The organism is Photobacterium sp. BZF1 (assembly GCF_014349205.1).
Lineage (GTDB): Bacteria > Pseudomonadota > Gammaproteobacteria > Enterobacterales > Vibrionaceae > Photobacterium.
In genome coordinates this window covers 45,182-68,284 of record NZ_JACSOF010000011.1, presented here as the reverse complement: position 1 = coordinate 68,284, position 23,103 = coordinate 45,182, and the positions used below count along the sequence as shown (strand labels likewise).

20 protein-coding genes, 4 tRNA genes and 1 pseudogene are annotated in these 23,103 nt (G+C 46.2%); 2 read left to right on the top strand and 23 right to left on the bottom strand.

Translation table 11 applies throughout. The annotated features are described in order from the left end of the window. The 12 genes and pseudogenes from BIZ37_RS04065 to BIZ37_RS04010 form a co-directional block, all read right to left on the bottom strand. Positions 1-89 (bottom strand) — tRNA-Ser (locus BIZ37_RS04065). Between the two features lie 11 nt (positions 90-100). Then, positions 101-177 (bottom strand) — tRNA-Arg (locus tag BIZ37_RS04060). Between the two features lie 52 nt (positions 178-229). Then, positions 230-306, bottom strand: a tRNA-Arg gene (locus BIZ37_RS04055). 33 nt (positions 307-339) lie between these two features. Next, positions 340-432 (bottom strand) — tRNA-Ser (locus tag BIZ37_RS04050). 205 nt (positions 433-637) lie between these two features. Continuing rightward, entirely contained in the window at positions 638-835 is a 198-nt protein-coding gene (csrA, locus tag BIZ37_RS04045) for a carbon storage regulator CsrA (protein WP_036818084.1), read from the bottom strand. Between the two features lie 85 nt (positions 836-920). Then, positions 921-2,099 (bottom strand): aspartate kinase, encoded by a 1,179-nt coding sequence (locus tag BIZ37_RS04040; protein WP_187460416.1) that lies wholly within the window; start codon positions 2,097-2,099, stop codon positions 921-923. Positions 2,100-2,115: 16 nt separating this feature from the next. Then, entirely contained in the window at positions 2,116-4,740 is a 2,625-nt protein-coding gene (alaS, locus tag BIZ37_RS04035) for an alanine--tRNA ligase (protein ID WP_187460415.1), read from the bottom strand. Positions 4,741-5,021: 281 nt separating this feature from the next. After that, positions 5,022-5,486, bottom strand: coding sequence for a recombination regulator RecX (recX, locus tag BIZ37_RS04030; RefSeq protein WP_187460414.1), 465 nt, complete (start codon positions 5,484-5,486; stop codon positions 5,022-5,024). An 88-nt stretch (positions 5,487-5,574) separates the two neighbouring features. Then, a pseudogene (gene recA / locus BIZ37_RS04025) lies at positions 5,575-6,444 on the bottom strand (recombinase RecA); the annotation flags it as partial. A 480-nt stretch (positions 6,445-6,924) separates the two neighbouring features. After that, the gene (locus BIZ37_RS04020) at positions 6,925-7,401 is read right to left on the bottom strand and encodes a hypothetical protein (protein ID WP_187460413.1); all 477 of its coding nucleotides are present in this window, start codon (positions 7,399-7,401) and stop codon (positions 6,925-6,927) included. 285 nt (positions 7,402-7,686) lie between these two features. Beyond that, on the bottom strand, positions 7,687-7,860 hold the full coding sequence (locus tag BIZ37_RS04015; RefSeq protein ID WP_187460412.1) for a hypothetical protein: 174 nt from the start codon (positions 7,858-7,860) through the stop codon (positions 7,687-7,689). Then, positions 7,857-8,225 (bottom strand): hypothetical protein, encoded by a 369-nt coding sequence (locus BIZ37_RS04010; protein WP_187460411.1) that lies wholly within the window; start codon positions 8,223-8,225, stop codon positions 7,857-7,859. Before BIZ37_RS04010 ends, BIZ37_RS04015 begins: the two co-directional genes overlap by 4 nt. A gap of 206 nt (positions 8,226-8,431) precedes the next feature. On the opposite strand from BIZ37_RS04010, the gene BIZ37_RS04005 reads away from it, so the two are divergent. After that, positions 8,432-8,710 (top strand): helix-turn-helix transcriptional regulator, encoded by a 279-nt coding sequence (locus tag BIZ37_RS04005; protein ID WP_187460410.1) that lies wholly within the window; start codon positions 8,432-8,434, stop codon positions 8,708-8,710. On the opposite strand, the gene BIZ37_RS04000 is transcribed toward BIZ37_RS04005, so the two are convergent. The 11 genes from BIZ37_RS04000 to BIZ37_RS03950 all read right to left on the bottom strand — a co-directional run bounded on the left by BIZ37_RS04000 (position 8,694) and on the right by BIZ37_RS03950 (position 20,793). After that, on the bottom strand, positions 8,694-8,951 hold the full coding sequence (locus BIZ37_RS04000; protein WP_187460409.1) for a helix-turn-helix transcriptional regulator: 258 nt from the start codon (positions 8,949-8,951) through the stop codon (positions 8,694-8,696). The two genes, BIZ37_RS04005 and BIZ37_RS04000, sit on opposite strands and share 17 nt — an antisense overlap. Before the next feature lie 138 nt (positions 8,952-9,089). Continuing rightward, positions 9,090-11,342 carry an AAA family ATPase gene (locus BIZ37_RS03995; RefSeq protein ID WP_187460408.1) on the bottom strand — a complete coding sequence of 751 codons (2,253 nt, stop codon included), beginning with the start codon at positions 11,340-11,342 and terminating at the stop codon, positions 9,090-9,092. Between the two features lie 9 nt (positions 11,343-11,351). Continuing rightward, positions 11,352-11,891 (bottom strand): hypothetical protein, encoded by a 540-nt coding sequence (locus BIZ37_RS03990; RefSeq protein ID WP_187460407.1) that lies wholly within the window; start codon positions 11,889-11,891, stop codon positions 11,352-11,354. Positions 11,892-11,905: 14 nt separating this feature from the next. Beyond that, complete coding sequence (locus BIZ37_RS03985) at positions 11,906-13,276, bottom strand: site-specific integrase (protein ID WP_187460406.1); 1,371 nt, start codon at positions 13,274-13,276, stop codon at positions 11,906-11,908. Then, a complete protein-coding gene (locus tag BIZ37_RS03980; RefSeq protein ID WP_187460405.1) occupies positions 13,273-13,845 on the bottom strand; it encodes a hypothetical protein in 573 nt (190 codons plus the stop codon). Before BIZ37_RS03980 ends, BIZ37_RS03985 begins: the two co-directional genes overlap by 4 nt. Continuing rightward, on the bottom strand, positions 13,845-16,076 hold the full coding sequence (locus BIZ37_RS03975) for a site-specific integrase (RefSeq protein ID WP_187460404.1): 2,232 nt from the start codon (positions 16,074-16,076) through the stop codon (positions 13,845-13,847). Before BIZ37_RS03975 ends, BIZ37_RS03980 begins: the two co-directional genes overlap by 1 nt. Beyond that, on the bottom strand, positions 16,073-18,286 hold the full coding sequence (locus BIZ37_RS03970; protein ID WP_187460403.1) for a hypothetical protein: 2,214 nt from the start codon (positions 18,284-18,286) through the stop codon (positions 16,073-16,075). Before BIZ37_RS03970 ends, BIZ37_RS03975 begins: the two co-directional genes overlap by 4 nt. A gap of 67 nt (positions 18,287-18,353) precedes the next feature. Continuing rightward, a complete protein-coding gene (gene recA, locus BIZ37_RS03965; RefSeq protein ID WP_187460402.1) occupies positions 18,354-19,400 on the bottom strand; it encodes a recombinase RecA in 1,047 nt (348 codons plus the stop codon). Positions 19,401-19,586: 186 nt separating this feature from the next. Beyond that, entirely contained in the window at positions 19,587-19,781 is a 195-nt protein-coding gene (locus BIZ37_RS03960; protein WP_370577301.1) for a hypothetical protein, read from the bottom strand. A 134-nt stretch (positions 19,782-19,915) separates the two neighbouring features. Next, positions 19,916-20,389, bottom strand: coding sequence for a CinA family protein (locus BIZ37_RS03955; protein WP_370577300.1), 474 nt, complete (start codon positions 20,387-20,389; stop codon positions 19,916-19,918). Between the two features lie 167 nt (positions 20,390-20,556). Then, positions 20,557-20,793, bottom strand: a complete 237-nt coding sequence (locus BIZ37_RS03950; RefSeq protein WP_187460400.1) for a hypothetical protein — start codon at positions 20,791-20,793, stop codon at positions 20,557-20,559. Between the two features lie 52 nt (positions 20,794-20,845). On the opposite strand from BIZ37_RS03950, the gene BIZ37_RS03945 reads away from it, so the two are divergent. Beyond that, positions 20,846-23,065: a bifunctional UDP-sugar hydrolase/5'-nucleotidase gene (locus BIZ37_RS03945; RefSeq protein WP_187460399.1), complete on the top strand. Its 2,220-nt coding sequence runs from the start codon at positions 20,846-20,848 to the stop codon at positions 23,063-23,065. The last annotated feature ends 38 nt before the right edge of the window (positions 23,066-23,103 follow it).

Here is a 23,103-nt window from a genome sequence, read left to right as displayed (position 1 = left end):
GGTGAAGGAGGGATTCGAACCCTCGATACGGCTACAAACCGTATACTCCCTTAGCAGGGGAGCGCCTTCAGCCTCTCGGCCACCTCACCACACAAATTAATGGCGCGCTCGGGAGGATTCGAACCTCCGACCGCCTGGTTCGTAGCCAGGTACTCTATCCAGCTGAGCTACGAGCGCACACTTAATTCGGTTTTACTGATACCGCCTTTCGGCCATATCCTTTAAATAATGGCGCGTCCGGGAGGATTCGAACCTCCGACCGCCTGGTTCGTAGCCAGGTACTCTATCCAGCTGAGCTACGGACGCGCAATGCAAGATCATTCATTCATTGAGAAGGAATGGCGGTGAAGGAGGGATTCGAACCCTCGATACGGCTACAAACCGTATACTCCCTTAGCAGGGGAGCGCCTTCAGCCTCTCGGCCACCTCACCGTCTTGCGGGGGCCCATATTACTGCCAGCCAAAAATAAGTCAAACACTTTATTGTGAAAAAACGACATCCACTGCGCGGATGCGCACTTAATAGCCAACACGGCACATTATCGCCCGTAATGGCCCAGTATCTCTTCTAGATTCAAGAGTATGGCGCGGAAGGCAGTAACAAAAAAGGCCAGCATAAAAGCCGACCTTCTTCGAATTAGTAGTTACCAGAACCCTGGGAACCCGTTTCTTTTTCCGCTTGAATGCGCATGTAAATTTCTTCGCGGTGAACAGAAACTTCCTTCGGTGCATTTACACCGATACGAACCTGGTTACCTTTAACGCCAAGAACAGTAACGGTTACTTCATCACCGATCATTAGCGTTTCACCTACGCGACGTGTCAAAATTAGCATTCGTGTGCTCCTTGAGTAATCTCAGTATTATAAGAGTTAACGTTTATTATCCAACAATATTTACATTTTCGTAAATGTTCACTGCTCAAGAAACAGCGAGAAGTGGTCGATTATCCAGACTTTCTGGCTCTACCACAAATTTTTTGTGGATGTGTTCTACGGCTAACTGTAAATCTTGCCCATTGATCAATAGTGAGACACAACGAGCAGTGCTTTTTCGTTGATAGACACCCACCCCTTTTTCAGCCAACGAGGCAGCCACTTCCGTACTGCACCCTACTACCCTTTCCCCAACCAGGGTCAGTGTAGCGACTGAGGACTGAGCCAGTTCTGTTTTTTCTAAGATAACATTCAGTCGAGCCAATTCATCATCGGCCGCAACAATATAGGTTGCTTGCTGACTATCACCATAGCACCAAGCATCAAAGCCCAACAAACCCAGTTGCTGCTCCACTTTCTCAAGTGGTTGCATCACACGGTACAGTGCCTGTTGACCTTTAACTGCCACCCCGGCAGCACCATTTCCTGATACTGTCGAGAAATCAACCAAGGTCCCTTCCCCTTCATCGAACGATGAAAGGACCCTCAATGGAACCTGGTGTTGCTCAGCATATTCAACCGACTGTAATTGTAGCACTTTTGCGCCATGGCGTGCCATTGCAGTCATATCATCGAAGTGAATTGTCGACAAACGCGCAGCTTCACTGACTAAACGGGGATCTGTGGTATAGACCCCGTCGACATCCGTGAAGATCTGACACTCATCGGCAGCCAGTGCGCCTGCAATAGCGACTGCAGTGGTATCAGAACCGCCCCGCCCCAGAGTTGTGATGTTATTTCTGCTATCACGGCCCTGGAAACCGGCGACCACCACAATGTGGTCGCGCTCGAGCAGCTCAGTGACCACCCCAGTTTCTACTTCAGTGATGGTGGCATTATTAAATACAGTATCAGTGCGAATACCTAACTGATCACCAGTCAATGATGTTGCCAAGTAGCCCCGCTTATTCAGGGCCATGGCGAGTAGGGCAATTGTGACCTGCTCACCCGTAGACAACAAGACATCCAGCTCACGCTGGGTGGGGACAGCATCAATTTGTTTCGCCAACCCCAGCAAACGGTTAGTCTCGCCAGCCATCGCCGAGACAACCACCACTACCTGATGACCAAGCTGGCGCGCTTTTATCACGCGCTCAGCCACCGCTTCAATACGTTCGATACTCCCTACCGACGTACCACCGAATTTCTGCACCAATAGTGCCACTGCACCTCTCCAATTATTACAGTTTTTCAACCAACCACGGGGTCACTGACTCCAGTGCCGCAGGCAATGCTGCTGCATCGGTACCACCGGCCTGAGCCATATCTGGACGACCGCCGCCCTTGCCACCAACTTGCTGGGCAACAAGGTTTACAAGCTCACCAGCTTTGACCTTGCTAGTCAGATCTTTTGTCACACCGGCAATCAGGCCAACTTTGTCGCCGCTGACATTACCCAGAACAACAATACCGCTGCCTAGCTGGTTCTTCAGCTCGTCAACCATACCGCGTAGGGCTTTGTTGTCCGCACCTTCAAGCTTGGTCACCAATACCTTAACGCCATTGATTTCCTGTGCCTTGTTGATCAGGCCCGCACTTTCCTGCGCAGCAAGTTTGTCTTTAAGCTGCTGGATTTCTTTCTCTAGCTGCTTGCTGTGAGAAACTAGCGCGCTTACTTTGGTTGCAACTGACGCAGCGTCAGACTTCACTAGGCTTGCAGTTTCTGCCAATAGCGCTTCTTGATCGTGCAGCGCAGAAATAGCAGCTTCACCGGTTACCGCCTCAATACGACGGATACCTGCAGCAATACCACCTTCAGATACAATCTTGAATAGGCCAATATCACCAGTGTTAGATGCATGGATACCACCACACAGCTCAACAGAGAAGTCACCCATGCTCAGGACGCGAACTTCATCATCATATTTCTCGCCAAACAACGCCATAGCGCCTTTTTCTTTGGCAGACTCGATGTCCATTACATCGGTGTTGATCGCATGGTTAATACGGATTTGCTCGTTCACCACACGCTCAATTTCACGCAATTCTTCCGGCTTCACCGCTTCTAGGTGAGAGAAGTCAAAGCGCAGACCTTCAGGCTTAACCAGTGAGCCCTTCTGGGTCACGTGCTCGCCAAGCAGGTTGCGTAGTGCCGCGTGTAGCAGGTGAGTCGCTGAGTGGTTCAGGCTAGTTGCTGCACGACGGGCCGCATCAACAGTCGCAGTTAGCTTGTCGCCCACTTTAAGTGCACCTTCAGCCAACTTACCGGTATGACCGATAGCGTTGCCAAATTTCTGGGTATCAGCAACCACAAACTGAACACCGTCAGCAGTCATTGCACCCGTGTCACCACACTGGCCGCCTGACTCAGCGTAGAACGGTGTGTTGTCCAATACGATCAATGCATCTTCGCCGGCATTGATAGCATCAACGGCTTCACCTTCACGGTAGAGCGCAACCACAGTCGCTTGACCTTCTGTCGCCGCATAACCGCAGAACTCAGTTTCCGCGTCAACTTTGATCGCATCGTTGTAATCAACACCGAACTGGCCTGCATCACGTGCACGCTGGCGTTGAGCTTCCATTGCATCGCTGAAGCCTTCTTCGTCGATAGAGAAGCCACGTTCACGCGCTACGTCGTTAGTCAAATCAGCAGGGAAACCGTAGGTATCGTAAAGTTTGAATACGGTTTCACCGTCAAGCACTTTACCGTCAAGGTTATCCAGCGCTTCGGCCAGGATAGCCATACCGCGGTCAAGTGTGCGACCGAAGTTGTCTTCTTCGATCTTCAGTACTTTCTCGACCATTTCCTGCTGTTTCTTCAGCTCTTCGCCGGCAGTGCCCATGATCTCCGCCAGAGGACCCACCAACTTGTAGAAGAAGGCACCTTTAGCGCCCAACTTGTTACCGTGGCGAACAGCACGACGGATGATACGGCGAAGGACATAGCCACGGCCTTCGTTAGACGGCATCACGCCATCAGCGATCAGGAATGCACAAGAACGGATGTGGTCAGCCACAACACGTAGTGACTGGTTGCCCAGATCGTCATGGCCAATAACAGCGGCAGCTTCTTTGATCAGCGTCTGGAAGATATCGATCTCGTAGTTTGAGTGCACGCCCTGCATGATGGCAGAGATACGCTCGATACCCATACCGGTATCTACCGACGGCTTAGGTAGCGGGTCCATAGTACCGTCAGCCTGACGGTTGAACTGCATAAATACGTTGTTCCAGATCTCGATGAAACGGTCGCCATCTTCTTCAGGCGTACCAGGACGGCCACCCCAGATGTGATCACCGTGATCGTAGAAAATTTCGGTACAAGGACCACAAGGGCCTGTGTCACCCATCTGCCAAAAGTTGTCTGACTCGAACGGCTTGCCACCTTTCTTGTCACCGATGCGCACGATGCGATCAGCAGGTACACCCACTTCTTTGTTCCAGATGTCGAACGCTTCGTCATCGGTCTCGTAAACGGTAACCAGTAGGCGGTCTTCCGGCAGTTTCAGAGTTACTGTCAGGAATTCCCAAGCAAATTTAATCGCGTCTTGCTTGAAGTAATCGCCGAAGCTGAAGTTACCCAGCATTTCGAAGAAAGTGTGGTGACGGGCAGTAAAGCCAACATTTTCCAGGTCGTTGTGCTTACCACCAGCACGAACACAGCGCTGAGCTGTCGTTGCTCGAGTGTAGTTGCGCTTTTCCAGACCTAGGAATGTATCTTTAAACTGGTTCATACCCGCGTTGGTGAACAACAACGTTGGGTCATTGGCAGGCACAAGAGAAGAGCTCTCTACTACCTGGTGGCCTTTACTCTCAAAAAACGCAAGAAACGCACGGCGAATCTCATCAGTGCTCATGTACATTGGCAAATCCTGAATAATGCTTTTATGTAAACTGAATGGTCGAATTTAACTTGTCTTAATCGCCTGCCCTGGGTTCCACCATGCCCTCGGCAGGACAATTCGGGCAGGCAGTGATGGGACTAAAATAAATTCTTTGGCGGTTATTGTAAAACAACGGTAGCCAATACGGGAAATGTTATGTTCAGAAATAAGGCAATTTATCCCCCCACCGAAGGCGTGCGGGGGAAAATTTAGGATAATTGCGGTAGGGTTTGGGTTATTGGCGGCTATATATCGCCTGCTTAGTATTCGTCATCATCGACATCGAGTGCGTATTTAACCTGCTCGAAATCGAACCCCTTGGACTGCATGAATCGCAGCCTTCGGGCTTTTTCCTTATCGGTATCCATCGGGCTGTCACCGTACTTGCGCTGGGCGATCTCGCGAGCATGCTCAAACCAGTCAAATTCATCGTCTTCGAACAAATGGCTGACAACTTCCTCATGGATCCCCTTATGCGCCATTTCCTGGCGGATCCGCAGCAGCCCCCAGCCCTTGGCAATCCCGTTATTAAGCAACCGCTCGGCAAAGCGGGCATCATCGAGCCAGTTGTAGTCTTGGCATAGGGCAACCGCCTCATCGACCTCCTCCTGTTCAAAACCACGGGCCAGCAACTTTTGCTGTAGCTCCTGTTCGGCATGGTCGCGGCGCGACAGGTACCTGACGGCGGCCTGCTTGGCACTCTGGGTGGGTTTCTTGGTTTTCATTGCCTAGTCACTCCAAATAAAAGCGGGCGAGGTACTGCTACCCCGCCCGCTTCTCTAATCTTTCATCTCGCCAGATTAGCAAGGATGATTAGAATGCTTGATCTTCCGCATCCGCATCTTCTGCTTGCGCTTCCGCAGCCGCTTCTTCAAGCGCTGCCGGAGCTAGCAGAAGTTCACGCAGTTTCGCTTCAAGCTCTTCAGCAATATGGCTGTTTTCTTCAATGTACTTACAGGCATTTGCCTTACCCTGGCCGATCTTGTCGCCCTGGTAGCTGTACCAAGCACCGGCTTTCTCAACCAGTTTGTTCTTCACGCCAAGGTCGATAAGCTCGCCGTAGCGGTTGAAGCCTTTACCGTAAAGGATCTGGGTTTCAGCCTGCTTGAACGGTGCTGCAATCTTGTTCTTAACCACCTTGATGCGGGTTTCGTTACCAACAACCTCGTCACCTTCTTTGATGGCACCGGTACGGCGGATATCAAGGCGAACAGATGCGTAGAACTTCAGTGCGTTACCACCGGTAGTGGTTTCTGGGTTACCGAACATCACACCGATCTTCATACGGATCTGGTTGATGAAGATACACATACAGTTAGACTGCTTCAGGTTACCCGTGATTTTACGCATTGCCTGAGACAGCATACGTGCCTGCAGACCCATGTGCGAATCACCCATCTCACCTTCGATTTCAGCCTTAGGCGTCAGGGCTGCAACGGAGTCGACAACAAGGATATCTACCGCGCCAGAGCGTGCTAGGGCATCGGCAATTTCCAGAGCCTGCTCACCGGTGTCCGGCTGGGAAACCAATAGCTGGTCAATATCAACACCCAGTTTACGGGCATAGATTGGGTCAAGCGCATGCTCAGCATCAATGAAAGCACAGGTTTTACCCTGCTTTTGCGCTGCTGCAATCACTTCTAGCGTCAGCGTCGTTTTACCTGAAGATTCAGGACCATAAATTAAGGTGAAACTAGTTATTTCCCTCGGAGGTGGTTCGTTCCGACCAAACCTGAAAACTGTGCTGTAGTGAAGTTAAAATGCATAAGCTAGTCATTTTAGTGAATCTACCGAGTGTGACATCGCGAAGCGATATAAGAGCTGAAATACACCCTTTGGGCATAATGATGTCTATTCAGCTCGAAGCTCCGCGAAGCGGTTACGTCGTTCATGCAGCAGTGATACGCGCATTTGCGCCCACTGCTAAGCCATTCGAATCTTGCAACGTATGCAGAAGCCTTAGACTGTCACCCGATCATTATAAGGTATCCGTCGGCTAGATAGAAATTTGATTAACGTTCTTCAGGTAAAAGAAAGCTGGGTGCTGCAACACCCAGCTTCAGGTTGTAATTGTGTCAGCCACAATTACTAGATGCCAACCGAATCTAAGGCGGTAAACCCAAAGGCAAAGTTCACCGCCAAAGCAATCAACACCTTCTTGCTCTATAGACTTAGTATTTTTCGCACTAACTCATTTGTTACGCCTTCACCGAATTTACTCTCTAAGTATCGTTCAGGGTATTGAGTAAGTAGCTCTTTTGATCCAGTGTCGCCACACACATACCATTCAGCTCCGAGAGCATTCGCATGTGCCAGCATCCTTCTAATAGGATCACTGTCATCCATCCTCACCCTGAAAGCTAGCTTAATGTCAGGTGCTAAGGCGTCTCGATGAAAGACGCGCTCACTGATAAGTTCACGTCGTGTGTACCTAGTTCCAAGTGGGTACAGAAGTAATCCCGCTTTTTGTGCTGCATCACTTATTCTAGAAATACTTTCAGGGTCAGGCGGAACGGAGCTGAGCGGCGTTTTTAATGTTGTAGTACACCACGCTTCAAACGATTCTTTAATTGTCTGGCTACTGTTAATGTAACAGTGTGAATAAAAGAGGCTTCTAGCATCAAAATATAGAATCTTCATTAACTCCCCCTTGTAACTACGGTACTAGAGCTATTGCATGGTCAGTACCTATAAAATCAATTGCGTCTTGAAGCCCTTCACTTTTAAATTGTGCGTGAATCTCGGAACGACCATCAAATGATATTACCCACCACATACCTTTGCTGTTAACTATAAAATTTTCGTCTACAAGGTATCTCATATCCGAGCATTTTATGCACCTCAATTTCCCGTCTGTGTCCTTGTGGGTTTGTCGATGCAGCCTACAGCTATTACAAAAGTCAAATTCAGCATGTATACGAGTAATCATTTAATTTGTTCTAAGTCTTTAAGCGTAATCGAGAGTACAGTTACGATAGGGTCTTCTTCGAAATCACACCCATCTACAATTTTTATAGCTATTGCTTCTCGAAGTAGGTTAACGGAGACCCCAAGTCGCCTAGCTTTCGCTTTTACTATTAGTTCTAATTCATCACTCATAATTCACTCAATCCTTCGTCCAGTTCTTTAAGAGTAGAAAAGCGTTTGAATCGGGTTTTCTTGCGTTTGGTTACCAGTCTTACACCCCGAGCCAATGCCTTATCGTGTGTGACTATTGCCACAACAGGCTTTTCGGTATCAGCTTGTTTTAGTTGATTGAGGGCATCTGTGAGTAGTGATATCAATAAGAAATCAGCTGAATTATGGAAGACAGGAACACGCCATCCCACTCGTACATTATCAACTGTTGGCAACCTTTTAGGGTTGTTGGATACAGCTATTACAGATGTATCTGGCTTTGAGGATAGCCAGTTGATTTCTCCTGTTTGTACACAATCACAATCAAGCAGCACTATCTTTTCCACAGAAAACCCACCTTTCAAAGCACTATATTTATACTGTATATATGTACAGTAATATTTCAAGGTGAAAATTGGCTTTTTGGTAATGAACGCAGATTAAAAGGCTATCAACAGGTCAAAGCGTTTGGTTAATGAGTTGCTACTATGATGACAATTCCAGCCATTTTGGCGCTATAATTGATACCATAGTGACAATTTTTGAGGCGTGTATGTTATCTCTCTATACAGCTTATGATTTGCAGTTGGAGCTTAAAGAGTTCATCAAGTCAGCTAGGAAAAAAGATAAGCTCAGTGTCCAGAGGATGGCTGACCTATCAGGGGTGCCTTATGCAACGATTCGAAAATTTGAGTCGACGGGCAACATCTCATTGCGTCAGTTCCTCATGCTTTATGAGACGGTTGGTGACTTAAGAAAAATAAAAGAACTGATAAAGCCGACTGAGCCTGATTTTAAATCAATAGATGACGTGCTTAATCATCGTCTTTAAACAGGTCTTCAATCTCGTCCCAATCCGGTAACTGATGAGTCTTTGGAACAACTTCAAATTGAAGGCCGACGGCATCCAGAATTCTTTCAAAAATGTCGAATGAGCCAGTGAATCGTCCATTTTCCATTTCTGATATCGTTGTTTTGTTGATCCTTGTCAGCTGAGATACCTGTACCTGCGTCAGTCCTTTATCCTTCCTTGCTTGCTTTATTTGGCGGCCAATCTCGTCTCTAAATGCCATAGCTTTCACCCTCCAGAGTTAGCTATATAGCTAACATCTGTTGCTCATCCTTTGATGTTAGCTCTATGGCTAACTTTGTGCTGGCATAGCGAAGTGATAATGTATTTTACTTCGCTATGCCTTTTGAGTTTATGGTGCTTAAGCCGCTTTAACGTGTTTGATGTAATTTGCCAAGCAGGTAGTCCTCTTCTGGGCTTGGCCTTCTTGTTCGATACACCGTTTAAGATGCTTAGCGTCACCGATGATTTCGATTTGATCTACAGCTCGGGTTAATGCTGTGTATAACCAGACCCTGTCATAGTTGAATCCTTTGCCAACAGGGATTATGACTCGTACGAAGTGCGACCCTTGTGCCTTATGCACTGTCATCGCATGTGCTGGTTCAATCATCGCGGCAATTTCGAAAGTGACTTTTACCTCACCATTGCTTTCTAATTTAATTATGCCGTAATCATCGTCTTTAGGGTTTCTGGCAACACTTTGCATGATGCCAAGAGTCCCGTTTGTAACTGGTATTTGCCAGTCGTTCTTGGTGAAAATAACTGGGTCGCCTTCAAATATCTCCTGATCAGCCCACTTACGGTCTTCGAGGATAACCATTCGTTTATCCTCTGAACTTATAAGACTCTGTACCTTCTCATTGAGCTGCTTAACCCCCCAGTGCTCGTTATCTTTCACTGCACAAATAATTTGCGAGTTATCGATGTCCTGACAATAAAGTTTTGCTGCAACATCAATAATCTCTTCTGGTTTAGCCCTGTGGAAGCGGATGTGATCATTGTTTGCAGATGTAGGCACCAACCCTTCACGCACGCTGGAAGCGAATTTGGGAATGCCTGTATCTTCACCTTGGCGTTGAACCTTGGTTAAGAAGCTATGCTTGAACCGTTTATCCTCAATGAGAGAATGCAATATCAGACCTGCTTCTACAGGCGGTAACTGCCCACCATCTCCCACCATAACCATTTTCACGACTCTAGCTTTGAGGAATATCTTGTGCATTGATGCAATACCTACCATTGAGGCTTCATCAATAATTATGAGAAGTGGCTTCTCTTCTGTCGGTTCGTAGTTCTTGTTGAATGCAGAGATTGTTTGGGACGGGTAGCCTGTTGCTTTGGTGATTTCTTGCGTGGCTTTACCCGCCAGTGCTAGTGCCTGTACGTCATAACCGAGTGCGACATGAGCATCGATAATCAGTTTGATAACGGCTGTTTTACCCGTACCCGCTTTACCACCCAGAGTACTAAACCCGAAATGGTAAGCATCACGTACGGCTTCAATTTGCTCATCTGTTGGCTTAAATGGGAGCTTTTGGGACGCTTTTACAATCTCTTTTTCAACGTCTTTCGTCAGGTTAAATCGGGTATTTGCTAGTCGGGTGATCTCTTTCCCGACTTTGTGTTCAATTATGGAATAGCCGATAGACTGAATATACCCTCTGCCATCAATCACGACCCGCTTTGACTTTACCGCGCAGTCAATAGCATCGTAGATAAAGTCGTCGGAAGCGTTCTGTAGAGAGCCATCTCTCATTAACTTCCTCGCCTCTTTGATCAATTGATTGCTTGTTGCAGCGGTGCATCCTTGGTTCTCTAGGCGACGAAGCAAAGTGTAGATTAGTGCATTTAAACGGCACTCATCACGCTCATGGAACTCAGGATTTCCGTTCTCATCTTTCCTGTTCAGTGCAATTTTATCCACGGTCTTGAACGGCATCCCAAAGTTCAGAAGGATGTAAGGGTTCTTCCTATAAATTTCCCCAGTATCTCCCCCATGGTTTTTAACCATTTTGTTTGCTGCCGAATAAGGTACTCCGTCACTATTGAGTAGATCGACCAAATGTAAGTTCTGATAGGTTTCATAGCCATCAATTAACCTCAAGGCATCCTGCTCTGAAACGTTTTTGACACTAGAGATGGCTTTAACATTCCTATCTTTGATGACTTTTAATATTCCACCTTCTTGCTTCGCAAAAGCGTTCCAGAGTTTAGTTGCTTTTGTTTCTCCGATTCCCGCGAATGTCTTGGTATCTCGACCAATTAGCTTGGAGAAAAGCTCCGGGGAATTGGGGATGAGGCATTTAAGGCGAACTGGAGACATGTGGTATTCCTTGACCGGATGACCATTCTTCGTCTTTTCAATCGCATAGTGGTTCTTACCTGAGATCTTCCACGTCTGACCTTTTTTTGGAAAGACGTGTAGGTTGGCGCGAGTAGCATCCACAACAACATATTTTGATAGCTTATCTTTATCATCCTGAATTAGTTCTGGGTGATGAAGATAATCTTCGTCTTGTACGAATGAGCAGGAGAACACCACGCTGTCGTGATTGGATTCTTCCGCAGTCAGGACATGGCTAACGCGAACCGTATAACGAGATAGAGCCATACATTCTCCTTAAAACAATGTATTCGGGTCGATTTGAATCTGGTCTAGGAAGTCTGTTGAATCATGGTACTGGTCATAAAACGTTTGAAGTTTTGCTTTTTCAGCTCTAAGTTTGACTAGCTCATTCTCAAGTTTCGACACCTTTGAAAGAAGCTCTCTATGGCTCTTAGAGGTGACAAAAGACGCCTGACTATCAGAATCACCTGTTGGGCTCGTTAATATGTCAGATTGCCTTACAACCGCGCTTTCAGCATAGGTGGCGCATCGTTTGTCTAGGTCGTTGATATACTCCAACACTTGAGCGTTACCACGCTTAGTGTCAAAGACATTTTGATCAGCAAGTAAGTCCTTTATTGGTGAACGGTTTACTTTGTTGAACTGGTTTACCACCCCGCTTTTCTTAATAGCCTTGGTTCGGAAAGCCTCCTCCATCTCTTTGGCATTGAAAAAGTTAAAGCCCGTTGAGTCAATGAACTCCTTCACCTTCCTGAGTTGTTCGGTGTTTTTATTGAGTTTGTTTTGCTGTTTCTCAGTAAGTTTCTTTGCCATTAAGATGACCCCCTTTAATCGACCGATGATTCAAGTTCAGCAATTAAAATACGCATGTGTTCTATCTCAGAACGGGTATTTTCCATCGCAGACTCACCTGCTTCTGCAATGGCTTTTGTTATATCGACATAGTGCTTTAACGTTGTGTCTGGCTCGTTATGCCCTGCAAAGTTCCTTAGAGCATTCAAGACCCCGATTTCGTCTACTTCTTTCTTTTGGCCTTGTTCGACTCGCTTCAATTCAACCTGCCACAGGATTGTCGCGTACTGCTTCAATGCGTAACGTCTCAAGGCATGTGGTATAACGTCATTTTTCTCAGCTGATACCTCTTCACCATCGAGTTTCGCTTTCACTTTGAGCATGTTGTTGATGTATGGCTTGGACACCGCACAGGAAGAGCCTTCAGGTTTCGTATGGACGGTCACAATAAGTTCCCCAGTGTCCTTACACTTACCTGTTTCGAGAATATCTTCGCGTTCGAATTCAATGTAATCTAGCGTACGTTCCAACAACTCCGGGGTGATATGTACTATCCGCTCTTTGTTCTTTTTGAGACCTGTCTTTATCTCGACTTTTATCAGTTTGCGGATTTTACTACGCTCGTATTCTTTCCCTTGGTGCTTGGCAAGTTCGCTCTTGATCCCGTCTTCTTCATTCTGGGCACGTTTAACTGCTTGGTGAATGGCTTCGCATTTCAGCAGTCGCATCTCATTACGCCGAAGTCCGGCTTGTGACACCCAATCAAATACCAGTAAGTTCCTTACTTTGTATTCTTCTGAAAGGTCGATACCTTCGCGTTTGGGTGCAGTTTCCATGGCCTTCAGAGCCACGAGTTTAGCTAATGCCGTCATCTCGCTTCGAGAAGGTACGTAACCGATATTTTTCTGGGCAGCACCTTTAATCAATAGCGGGTTGGAATACTCGGCACCCTGAGACTTCGGTGCTTTCACTTGGATTCTGTGCTTTGGAATACCTTTCTCGTTATCCGCCCAGCCACACAAGTAAGGTTCATTTGTTTTTTTGTTCTTTTGTAGCCACCAATAATATTCAATAACAACCGACAGGTTCTGATTTACAGAGCTTGCCTTGATAGTCTTTAGCAGGTGGCTTTTATAGCTTTTGATCTTGTCTTGATCCGCGCCATTAATAGCATTTGTGTAAAATGAACTTTGGTTGTTGCTAGTGAATCCCTTCGTCAGCCAATTAAAAAATTTGGTCAGGTACAGGGCATGGTTATATACCGTGTCTTGGTGACTAAACCCCGCACGTTCAGTTAGGTAATCAGTGGCATCCCAGTAAATACGATTATTAGGGAAAGAGATTAGAAAACCTTTGTCCCCAGTGTCGTAGAAACCATCCCTCGTCTGACGGAGCTTAAAAGTCATTCATCACCCTCATCTTTTATTACTCTTAAGTTGATGCGTGAACCTCTTAATCTATTCACCTGTTCGGAGAGGGCGTTTCGTTCATCCATAAGCTCGGCTTTCTCCTCTTCGAGGATTCTAATCTGAGCTTTTAATCGTTCGACTTGATCACGCAGTTGTTGTGAGCACTCCCTCTCGATTAACAAATCTTCATTTTGAATTTTGTTAGCAAGAGATTCCTCCTTGTATAGCGCTTCCCAATCGGACTTCGAAGCCGATGTTGTAGGACTCTTTAGGGCTTCTTTTAGAGTGTCTACCTCTTTGATGATTCTGTCTTTGTTCTCTCTGTATGTGTCTGTATTTTTGCCTGTTTTATCAAACTCACCATTAAAGCCTAACCACTCAGAGAACCAATTAATCCCAATTTTTTTCCTATTCTCGGATTTCAATTGCTCACGTAGTTTCTCTAGCAAGGCTCCATCAACCGCAATCTCTTGAACGGCTTTGAGCTTGGCCTTCAATCGTTCTTCAGCATATTTCTTGTTCGCCGCTGAACCTTGCTGGGCAGCACTTCCTTCCAACTTACTCATCAGACATTCTCCAGTACAGCGCTCAAAATATTGGACTCTTCAGGGTTCATAAGGCATTGCTCACCAATATTTTTGTACTCCCAGTTATCTAGGAGGATCTTATTGGGGCAGCCTTTGCAAAACTCACAGTTAGCTTTGATTGTTTGAGCAAGGCCATCACCTGTGATGCATTTCGAACGCTCTCGGTATGATGGCGTATTGCCCACGCAAAGCCCTTCTTCAATCATTTCGAAGACGATGTCATCCTGCTTGACCAGTTTGTTGAACCGTTTGAGGTTTTGCGCACGCTTCTCAGATATGCCCACAGCCTGAGAGACACACTCATTAAACTTCCTCCCAACCTCAGTATCTTCACTGAATCCACCACTGGTTTGAGCTTGTTGGTCTAAGACTTCCATCATTGCCTCTGACTGAAGGGTGTCTAGATTGTCACCATCTGTCAGCTTGTTTAGGTATTCAAAGGTCATGGCAATATCTGTGTGTCTCAAGTGATACTTCAGAGCATCTACACTTCCGCCGTAGTGGTTGACGAATGTGCCTGCAAAGAAACGCCTGAACTGGTGTTCACTCCAATCCCAGCTATGGTCTCCCTGAATACCGACAAATTCTAAGAACCCAGCACGACATTCTTTGAAGAGGTACTTACTGGATTTCTTGTCCCCCGAGAAACTTGGGTACTGAAACAACAGGTTATTTCCGGTCTCTTTCCTAGCTGGCAAGCTAATACTTTCAAGCAGTTCAATACAGATTTTCACAAGGTTTGTTGCGGGAAAATGATCGTGGACTTGGTATGTCTTCGCCACATACATCTCAATCCAGTGACCTGACTCTGTGGTGCTAATGCACCCAGCTTCAAGTTTATTAACCTCGATGCTTCTTCTTGCCGTCAGGAAACAGATCACCATCTCAATTGCTACAAGCATATGATTGTGAAGCAAGGTGGACAGCCCATAGTTAAACTCCTCATCTCGATAAGGGTCGTGGTGCTGTGCTATCCATTTGCTAATGGTTCCTTTCGCAACACCTTCTTTTTTAGCTATGGCGGCCATGGATTCACCATTGGCATTTAACTCAGCCACTCTCGCCCACTTGGCTTTATCTTCATCAGTGGCCTTGTTTTTTGCAGTTCTGTCAAAGTTGGTGATTTTGATATCAGGGAAGCCTAGCTCTTCATCTCCCTTTAAGAAGATTGGGTTCTTCCGAAAATGCTCTTTAGCAAGTTCAGATCTCTTTCGGTTTGGCTTCGCTTCAACCAACTCTTCAAACTCTTTGAGCGATTTGTCCCTAAGAGCCGTTAACTGGCTGAAATGAATGATGTACTTGATAGAGCGCTCAAGTGTTTCCTTCATTACGATGAAAGGTACGTCTTTTGTTTTGCCGTCCTTTCTGGCTTTGTTCTGCGTGGTCTTCCTTACCTTCTTCGGTGAAGGCAATAAGTCAGACGGGAACATAGGAACCAGTTCAGGGAAGTATTTTGCGGTCTTCAACATTCGATTAAGGAATGAAATCGATTTTTGTGTTGAACCCACTGTTGAAACTTTATGTATCGACTTCTTCTTGCCCGAATGTTCGGTGGTCTTAGAGTTGTTGTCCTCGTATTGCTTACGTAACGAGTCAGAGATATCAGCCAGTTCGTAAAAACTTGACCAACTTGATGTGGCGATGCCGATATCGAGTAACATTTTGCTGATGTCGAAAAAACGGCCAACATTATTTGCCATCTCTTTATCGCAATACTCTGACAAGTCATGACCTTTGTCATGAGAGAAGTCATTGAATCTCTTTATGTAGTTAAGATTCGCACCAATAGAATACACAAGGTTCTCAGCAAACTCCTGCACCATAGTTAAAGGGGCATAGCTAGGTTTACGAATCCCTTTGACCCTCATGTAGCGAACAAAATACAGGATCAAATCTAGGTATTTTCTAATAGAGGTCTCATTGCCAAGAGGAGATTTTGCCGCGTCTGTATCGACAATTGAAAGTAAGACAAGCCACTTAACAGATTTAAGAAGCTCTTTCTCGTCGGTTAAAGAAAGACCTGCATCAATTACTTGGTCGAAGGAAAACTCATATTCATAGCTTGCCTCTCCGTCACCCAGCAGCAGCTTCCATTCATTGTCATTAAAATCGGAAAGAAGCCTGCTGTGCTTCGGGCTGTATTCGTCCAAGAGAACAAATTGTCTCTCTACTTTGGCTAACGCCTTAGATCTAGCTAATGCAGCACTCATGATTTAAAAAACACCTTCAAATATGGGTTCTCGCGGGTCTCGGCCATTTCCTTAGCGGCCTCGTATTCTGTTATGTAGGAGGCTTGTTCAAATACACTCAACGCATACTTGTTGAATGCCATCCAAAGCTGCCATTTTCTCATCTTTTCTTTATCTAGAATTTCTTTAAAGGCACGCTCTAGCGCCTCATTCCATAACAAGGTGTTTAAGATGGAGTGGACGCTTGCCAGAAGTACAGGTCTGCGTTTAGGGCAAGTCGGGCACAGGTGAACCTGATCGCAGACTTTGCCTTTATCTGTGTGCTCACCTCCAGTCGGGTCACTACAGTAAGCCCCACCAAAATGGCTCTGCAAAATGCGCTTAGCGTTCTCCAGACTTATCAGGTATTCATCTTGATCTATACCTGCAAACTCAATGAACTTTGCGATATCTACCGTTACCATCGCCTCCAGTGCGGATTGAAACTCTCGGATATCAAGTTCGTTACTAAAAGTGATTGCTAGGTGTTTTAGATAAGCTGTAGCCGAGCTGATCTTGTCATGGCGACCTTGAGCTTTGACCTTGAGTGGGTCTTTCGTCAGCAGTCCTGTTAACTGCATTGTGCTCTGCCGGATTAGGTTTGGCGGAATCTTGATTGCACCATACGTCAACTCAGCTACAACTTCACCAAAGAGGGTTGTTGAGCGTCCGCCGCTTAGCGGTGCCGGGTAGTAACCGTCATGACCACTGTTATTGTTCTTGTACAAGGTAAGGAACAGTCGGTTCTTGTTGGTGCCAACAGCGTACTTCCTGTAATTCCTTGTTGATGATTGAAGGAATTGAATTACATCGGGAACGCTTGTTTTTATCTTATCTTCACCTGTAAACACCAGCATATCCTTACGGTTCTCGTTAGGATTGCTAGTGAAAATTAAAGGTGAGTAAGCGCTCTGATTCGCACGGTTTTTTACATCTGCGTAGGTGTAAATAGTCTTATCTATGGTCTCTTTACCTGAGCCACTTTTCTTGACTTTAATCACCTCAGAAGTCAGGCATTCACTATCAAGAAAGCGAACACTGGTTTCATTTCCTGATGTATCAATATACAAAATACACTGCGCGAGAATTTGTGCCCTAGACGTTAAGTTGAACAGGTTGTTTATACCCATCAGGGTAGTGCCCATGTCTTTACTCAACCTACCAAGGTAAGCCGCCAAGTTTTTGTTGTGGTATCCATGGATGCCATCTTCGATTTTGACATCTCTAGGGGTAATACCATCATGGTAATGGTAAATGTATGCAGCAAGCCCCTTTTGACCGTAGAAGAGAATCTCTTTTCGAATTCGTTTTAACTCTTCGGTTGTTTCGCGTGTTCTGCCACCATTTGGAGTTAGATTTGACTCACACAACAATCCATCCCTTCTAATCATAAGGGCATGTATTGCGTCGGCTTGGTCTACATTTCGTTGTGCGTTACGGATAGCTCGATAATGCCGAGCCATTATTACGCGAAGCTCAACTTCAGCATTAAGTCGTATGTCTTTTAGCGTATCAGACAGGTATTCGCATGTAACCTGTATCAATTGATCCTTACTCTTGATCTCTTGATTTGTAGCCCTGATTACGCTCGAAACAAATGACTTGATTTGATCATTCTCACCGTCCAAATCCATATTATCGATAGACTTGTTTATCGAAACTTCCATTTCTGAAAGAGGGACTGCTCTGTTGTTGGTGAGAATTGATTTAGCCAAGGTAGGAGCTAGTTTAAAACTCCTGATCTTGAGTTTGTGAGGCCAAAGGCCATCTGAGGCAGCATATTTTAAAAAGGACGATAAACCACTGATGTAGTTGTGGCTATTTTTCCCTTTACCTTTACTTTCGATTACATAGTCACGGTAACCATCAATGGCGAATTGCCAAGTAAGATATTCAACCTTCTCGTATCCCAGATTTTGGATATCATCAATAAGGCTAATCGCTGACTTAGATGTAGAGTTCACTAAATATGTGAAGAAGTAATTTAATCTCGAATATAGGCGAGATTCTCCAGTACGCTCGGTATTCTGGTCGTCTGTTACATATTCTCTATAACTGCTATCTAAGCAATTTAAAAAGCTCTTAGTTAAAGGGGCAAATACTCCCTTATCTGAGAACTTTCTAGTTTTGATATTATCTTCAACAGATGAAGATTTAATTAGAACAAGTTGAGGTCGAGACACTAACGACATCCTTGAATATTGTAGAGGTATGAAAGAAGGGGGCAGGATGCCCCCTAGGGAAGTTATTTATGATGCTTTAGAAAGCCTCATCTTCTTCTTGTGGCTCTTCGTCTTCGGCATCTAGGGTAGCCGGAGTTAGAAGAAGCTCACGCAGTTTCTTGTCAAGCTCATCTGCGATATGGGAGTTTTCTTCAATGTACTTACAGGCATTCGCCTTACCCTGACCGATTTTATCGCCCTGATAGCTGTACCAAGCACCTGCTTTTTCAACCAGCTTGTTCTTAACACCTAGGTCAATTAATTCACCATAGCGGTTGAAGCCTTTTCCATAAAGAATCTGGGTTTCAGCCTGTTTAAATGGGGCCGCAATCTTATTCTTAACAATCTTCATCCGTGTCTCGTTCCCGATTATCTCGTCTTGCTCTTTAACTGCGCCTGTGCGTCGGATGTCAATTCGGACTGAAGCGTAAAACTTTAGCGCGTTACCACCAGTAGTGGTTTCTGGGTTACCGAACATCACACCGATTTTCATACGAATCTGGTTGATGAAAATACACATACAGTTGGACTGCTTCAGGTTACCCGTGATCTTACGCATCGCCTGACTCAACATACGAGCTTGCAGACCCATGTGCGAGTCACCCATTTCACCTTCGATCTCAGCCTTAGGCGTAAGGGCAGCTACTGAGTCAATAACCAATACATCAACTGCTCCAGAACGAGCTAGGGCATCAGCAATTTCCAAAGCCTGCTCACCTGTATCAGGCTGCGATACAAGTAGGTTGTCGATATCGACACCTAGCTTTCTTGCGTAGATTGGATCAAGCGCATGTTCAGCATCAATGAACGCACATGTCTTACCCTGACGCTGTGCAGCAGCGATAACTTCTAAGGTAAGAGTTGTTTTTCCGCTCGATTCCGGGCCATAAATTTCAGTGATCCTTCCCATAGGAAGACCGCCTGCGCCCAAGGCAATATCAAGGGCTAGAGAGCCAGTGGAGATGGTTTCCACATCCATTGTGCGGTTCTCACCCAGCTTCATGATAGAGCCTTTACCGAACTGTTTCTCAATTTGACCTAGCGCTGCGGCTAGAGCCTTTTGCTTATTTTCATCTGTAGACATTTCTGAATTCCTTCAATTTCTTTATTCATTTTTGTGAATGCATATTCACAAGAAACGTTAGTAATTTTTCCAGTTCGGTTCAAGTCATACAGATGAGTATGGTATGAACCAGTTCGTTCTTAGCTGACTGTTACAACCCTAGCATTTTGAGTGAGTATGTCAACATGAACCATTTTTAGATTTACTTTAATAAATTTCAACAATACGGCCCATTGGCAAACCACCAGCACCCAAGGCGATATCGAGGGACAGAGAACCGGTAGACACGGTTTCGACATCCATAGTGCGGTTGTCGCCCAACTTCATGATCGAGCCTTTACCGAATTGCTTTTCAATTTGACCTAACGCGGCGGCGAGTGCCTTCTGCTTGTTGTCGTCCATTCGACTCTCCAAGGGATGCTTAATTAATGCTTAAACTAAGTACTGATAATGATGATTAGTATACTGTCTATTCATACAGTGTCTAGCACTGTATGAAAATTTTTTCGCCAAATTGATGCTCGTCCAACTTTGGCTCAAGATTGTGCCATCAAGGCAATCAATCCAGATAATGCTTTATCAACAGCTTGCTGGCGCACCTCTTGGCGATCGCCGGCAAATAAACAGGTTTCTACTTTGAGCTTGCCCGTGTGATCGGCCCAACCGAAACAGACGGTACCGACAGGTTTTTCTTCGCTCCCGCCTCCGGGGCCGGCAATACCACTAATAGCTACAGAGATATGTCCACGCGAATGTACCAAAGCGCCCGCAGCCATTTCCGCCACCACCGCTTCGCTTACCGCACCATACTCAGCCAAGGTTTCCCCGCTAACACCTAGCATTTCCTGCTTGGCTTCGTTGCTATATGTCACAAATGCGCGGTCAAACCATGCAGAGCTACCTGCGATGTCTGTGATTGCCGCTGAAACCCCACCGCCGGTACAGGACTCTGCCGTAACGGCTACCCAATTGCGCAAGGCCAGAGCTTGGCCAACCTGTTGTGCTAGCACCTTGTTATCTCCATGTATTTCGGGCAACCCCGCGTCGATACAGCTTACCCCTAGCCATCATGACTCGACAACCCAATTCACATCATATAATTCCGGCCAGAATATAGCGGCCTGTTGCTTACAAAGGAATCGTCCTTCCCCACGTTCAACCCAAGGGATATGTGTTACTAAAAACCAGCACACAGTGAATTAAACCAATCAATAGCAAACCGAGCAGCCGGATAAACCAAAACGCTATTAAGATGTAGCAAAAAAACGCAACAAGCACAAAAAAGCAGGGCTTCAACTACAGAATTAAAAAAAGCTTCATGTAATCTATTACAGCCAGAAGAGTAAAGCGCTGGCAAATAACCACAAAGCAAGCAAGGGCTTTTGCCGCCATTGAACCGTAACCAAACTGTCATTTCCTGCTCCTAAATTGCAGCTAAATTCTAGCGGATATGTTTGGATACAATAATGAAATCAACAACACTGAGCAGGGCCTTGCTGGCCTCATCAATCGCATTGGCACTTGCCGGATGTAACAGTAGCAACAGCAATGATGGCGGTGGCCACACATTACCTTTGGAGGAATGTAAAACCTACCAAAGTGCCCCTGAGGTAATCGTCCTCAGTGACAACGAAAACATAGAAAGGCAAACCATTACCATCGGTGCAACCGGTGATATGCATGGCCGTATCTTTGCCTATGATTATGCACTAGATAGTGTCGATGTGAATGCCGGCTTTACTAAAATTTCAACCCTGCTAAGTGAAGAACGAGCCCAGAACCCAAATATGATCATGATCGATCTGGGCGATACCCTTCAGGGTAACTCGGCAGAACTTTTCAACGATCTGCCAGTCCACCCTGTGGTAGACACCATGAATTTCATGGATTACGACCTATGGGTTCCGGGCAACCATGAGTTTGATTTCGAGCGCTCATTCCTAGACAAGAATATCCAAGCCTTCGAGCAGGCGGTCATCTCTTCCAATATCGTCTGGGATAAAAACTCAGATGCCTGTGCAACCAATGGTGAGGAAGTGCCGTTCCTACCTAGCTACCAAATTTTTGAAATTGACGGGGCAAAAGTGGCTGTGGTTGGCCTAACACCATCTTGGGTAACCAACTGGCAGGCTAGTTCTCCGCAAAACTTCCGTAACCTCGATTTTAAAAACGAACTAGAGTCAGTTCGAAAAGCTGTCGAGGATGCCACGGCTAAGCATCAACCCGACGTTGTGATCGGTGCCCTACACTGGGGCCGTAAGGACGGGGGAACCGGGGTTCACAAAATCGCAACTGAACTTGCTGACTACTTTGATGTGCTCTTCATGGGTCATGAACATGCCCAGTTCATCGAGCGAGTGGAAAAAGACGGCGACTATACTGCTGACCAGCTAAATATTTCTGTACGTGACGCAGACGGCCGCCCTCAAAACCAGGTTGAGGATAAAAATATTTCCGAGCGTTACCACAGCGCCAACCGCCACGAAAGCGTCAAGGTCATTGAGCCTGGCAGCTGGGGGTGGGCGTTGGCCAAGGCAGAGATCGAGCTATATAAAGATGCTGATGGTAAGTGGCAGATCTTTGATACCACCCTTGCCAACCGCACTGTTGCCGACATTGAAGAAGACGCAGCGTTGCAACAAGAAATGCAGGAAATCCACGATGCCTCAGTCATTGATGCCAATACCCAGATCGGTACCGTTGATGGCAACTTCACCTTTACTGGCCACGTTAGCAAATTTGGTGGTGATGAAGCAGTCCACGAAGACCCACAATTCGATGGTGCTACTAACCGTTTGTACACCACCATCCACCACGCCAAAGTAGCAGATATGCCACTGGTTGACTTCATCAACCAGACCCAGATCCGGGTCATCGAAGAGAAGGCAACCGACCACAATGGTAACCCTGTAAAGGTGGATGTTTCTGCGGCTGCCCTTTTTGGAGATAGCTCCAACCTGACTGACGGCCAAGTTTACCTCAAAAAAGACAGTGCCAACCTGTATATGTACGACAACATGCTGGTTGCTACCGAGATCTCAGGTGAGCAACTGCAGAACTTTATGGAATGGTCATACAGTTACTTCAACACCTACCAGGAAGGTGATATCACAGTATCGTTCAACAAGGACATCCGCGCCTATAACTACGACCTGTTCGATGGCCAGGGCTTTACCTACGAAGTCGACATCGCGCAGGAGCCAGGTAACCGTGTCACTATTACCAGCATCCGAGGTACCGAATTCGACAAGGATGCCACATACGTGATCGCCGTTAACGACTACCGCTTCTCGTCGACCATGGTACCTAATGGCTGGGTAAGTGAAGAAGATGAACTGTGGAACTCCGCAGATGAAACCGTCTATGCCATCCGAGACATGCTGACCGAATACGTAGCGGAAACCGGCACCCTCTCTGCCGGTGAGTTTACCAACCAGAACTGGCACATTGTCCAGTATGGCCAAACTGATGCCGAAGGCAATTTGGTTGGTGACAAAGGAGCCCTGCTCAAAGCACGGGAAACAGAGGAAGGCAGCAAGCTCTGGCAGCAATTACAAAACAAAGAAATATGTGTTGTTCGCGAAGAAAGCCGTGACAGCGACATTACAATTGCAGTCAATTATAAAGATGGTTCAACCTGGTACGAGAACCCGCAACCTGGAACCTACCAAGGCTGCGTCCACTAACTGGTAACCCCAAACAAGGCGGGTATCGCCCCGCCTTT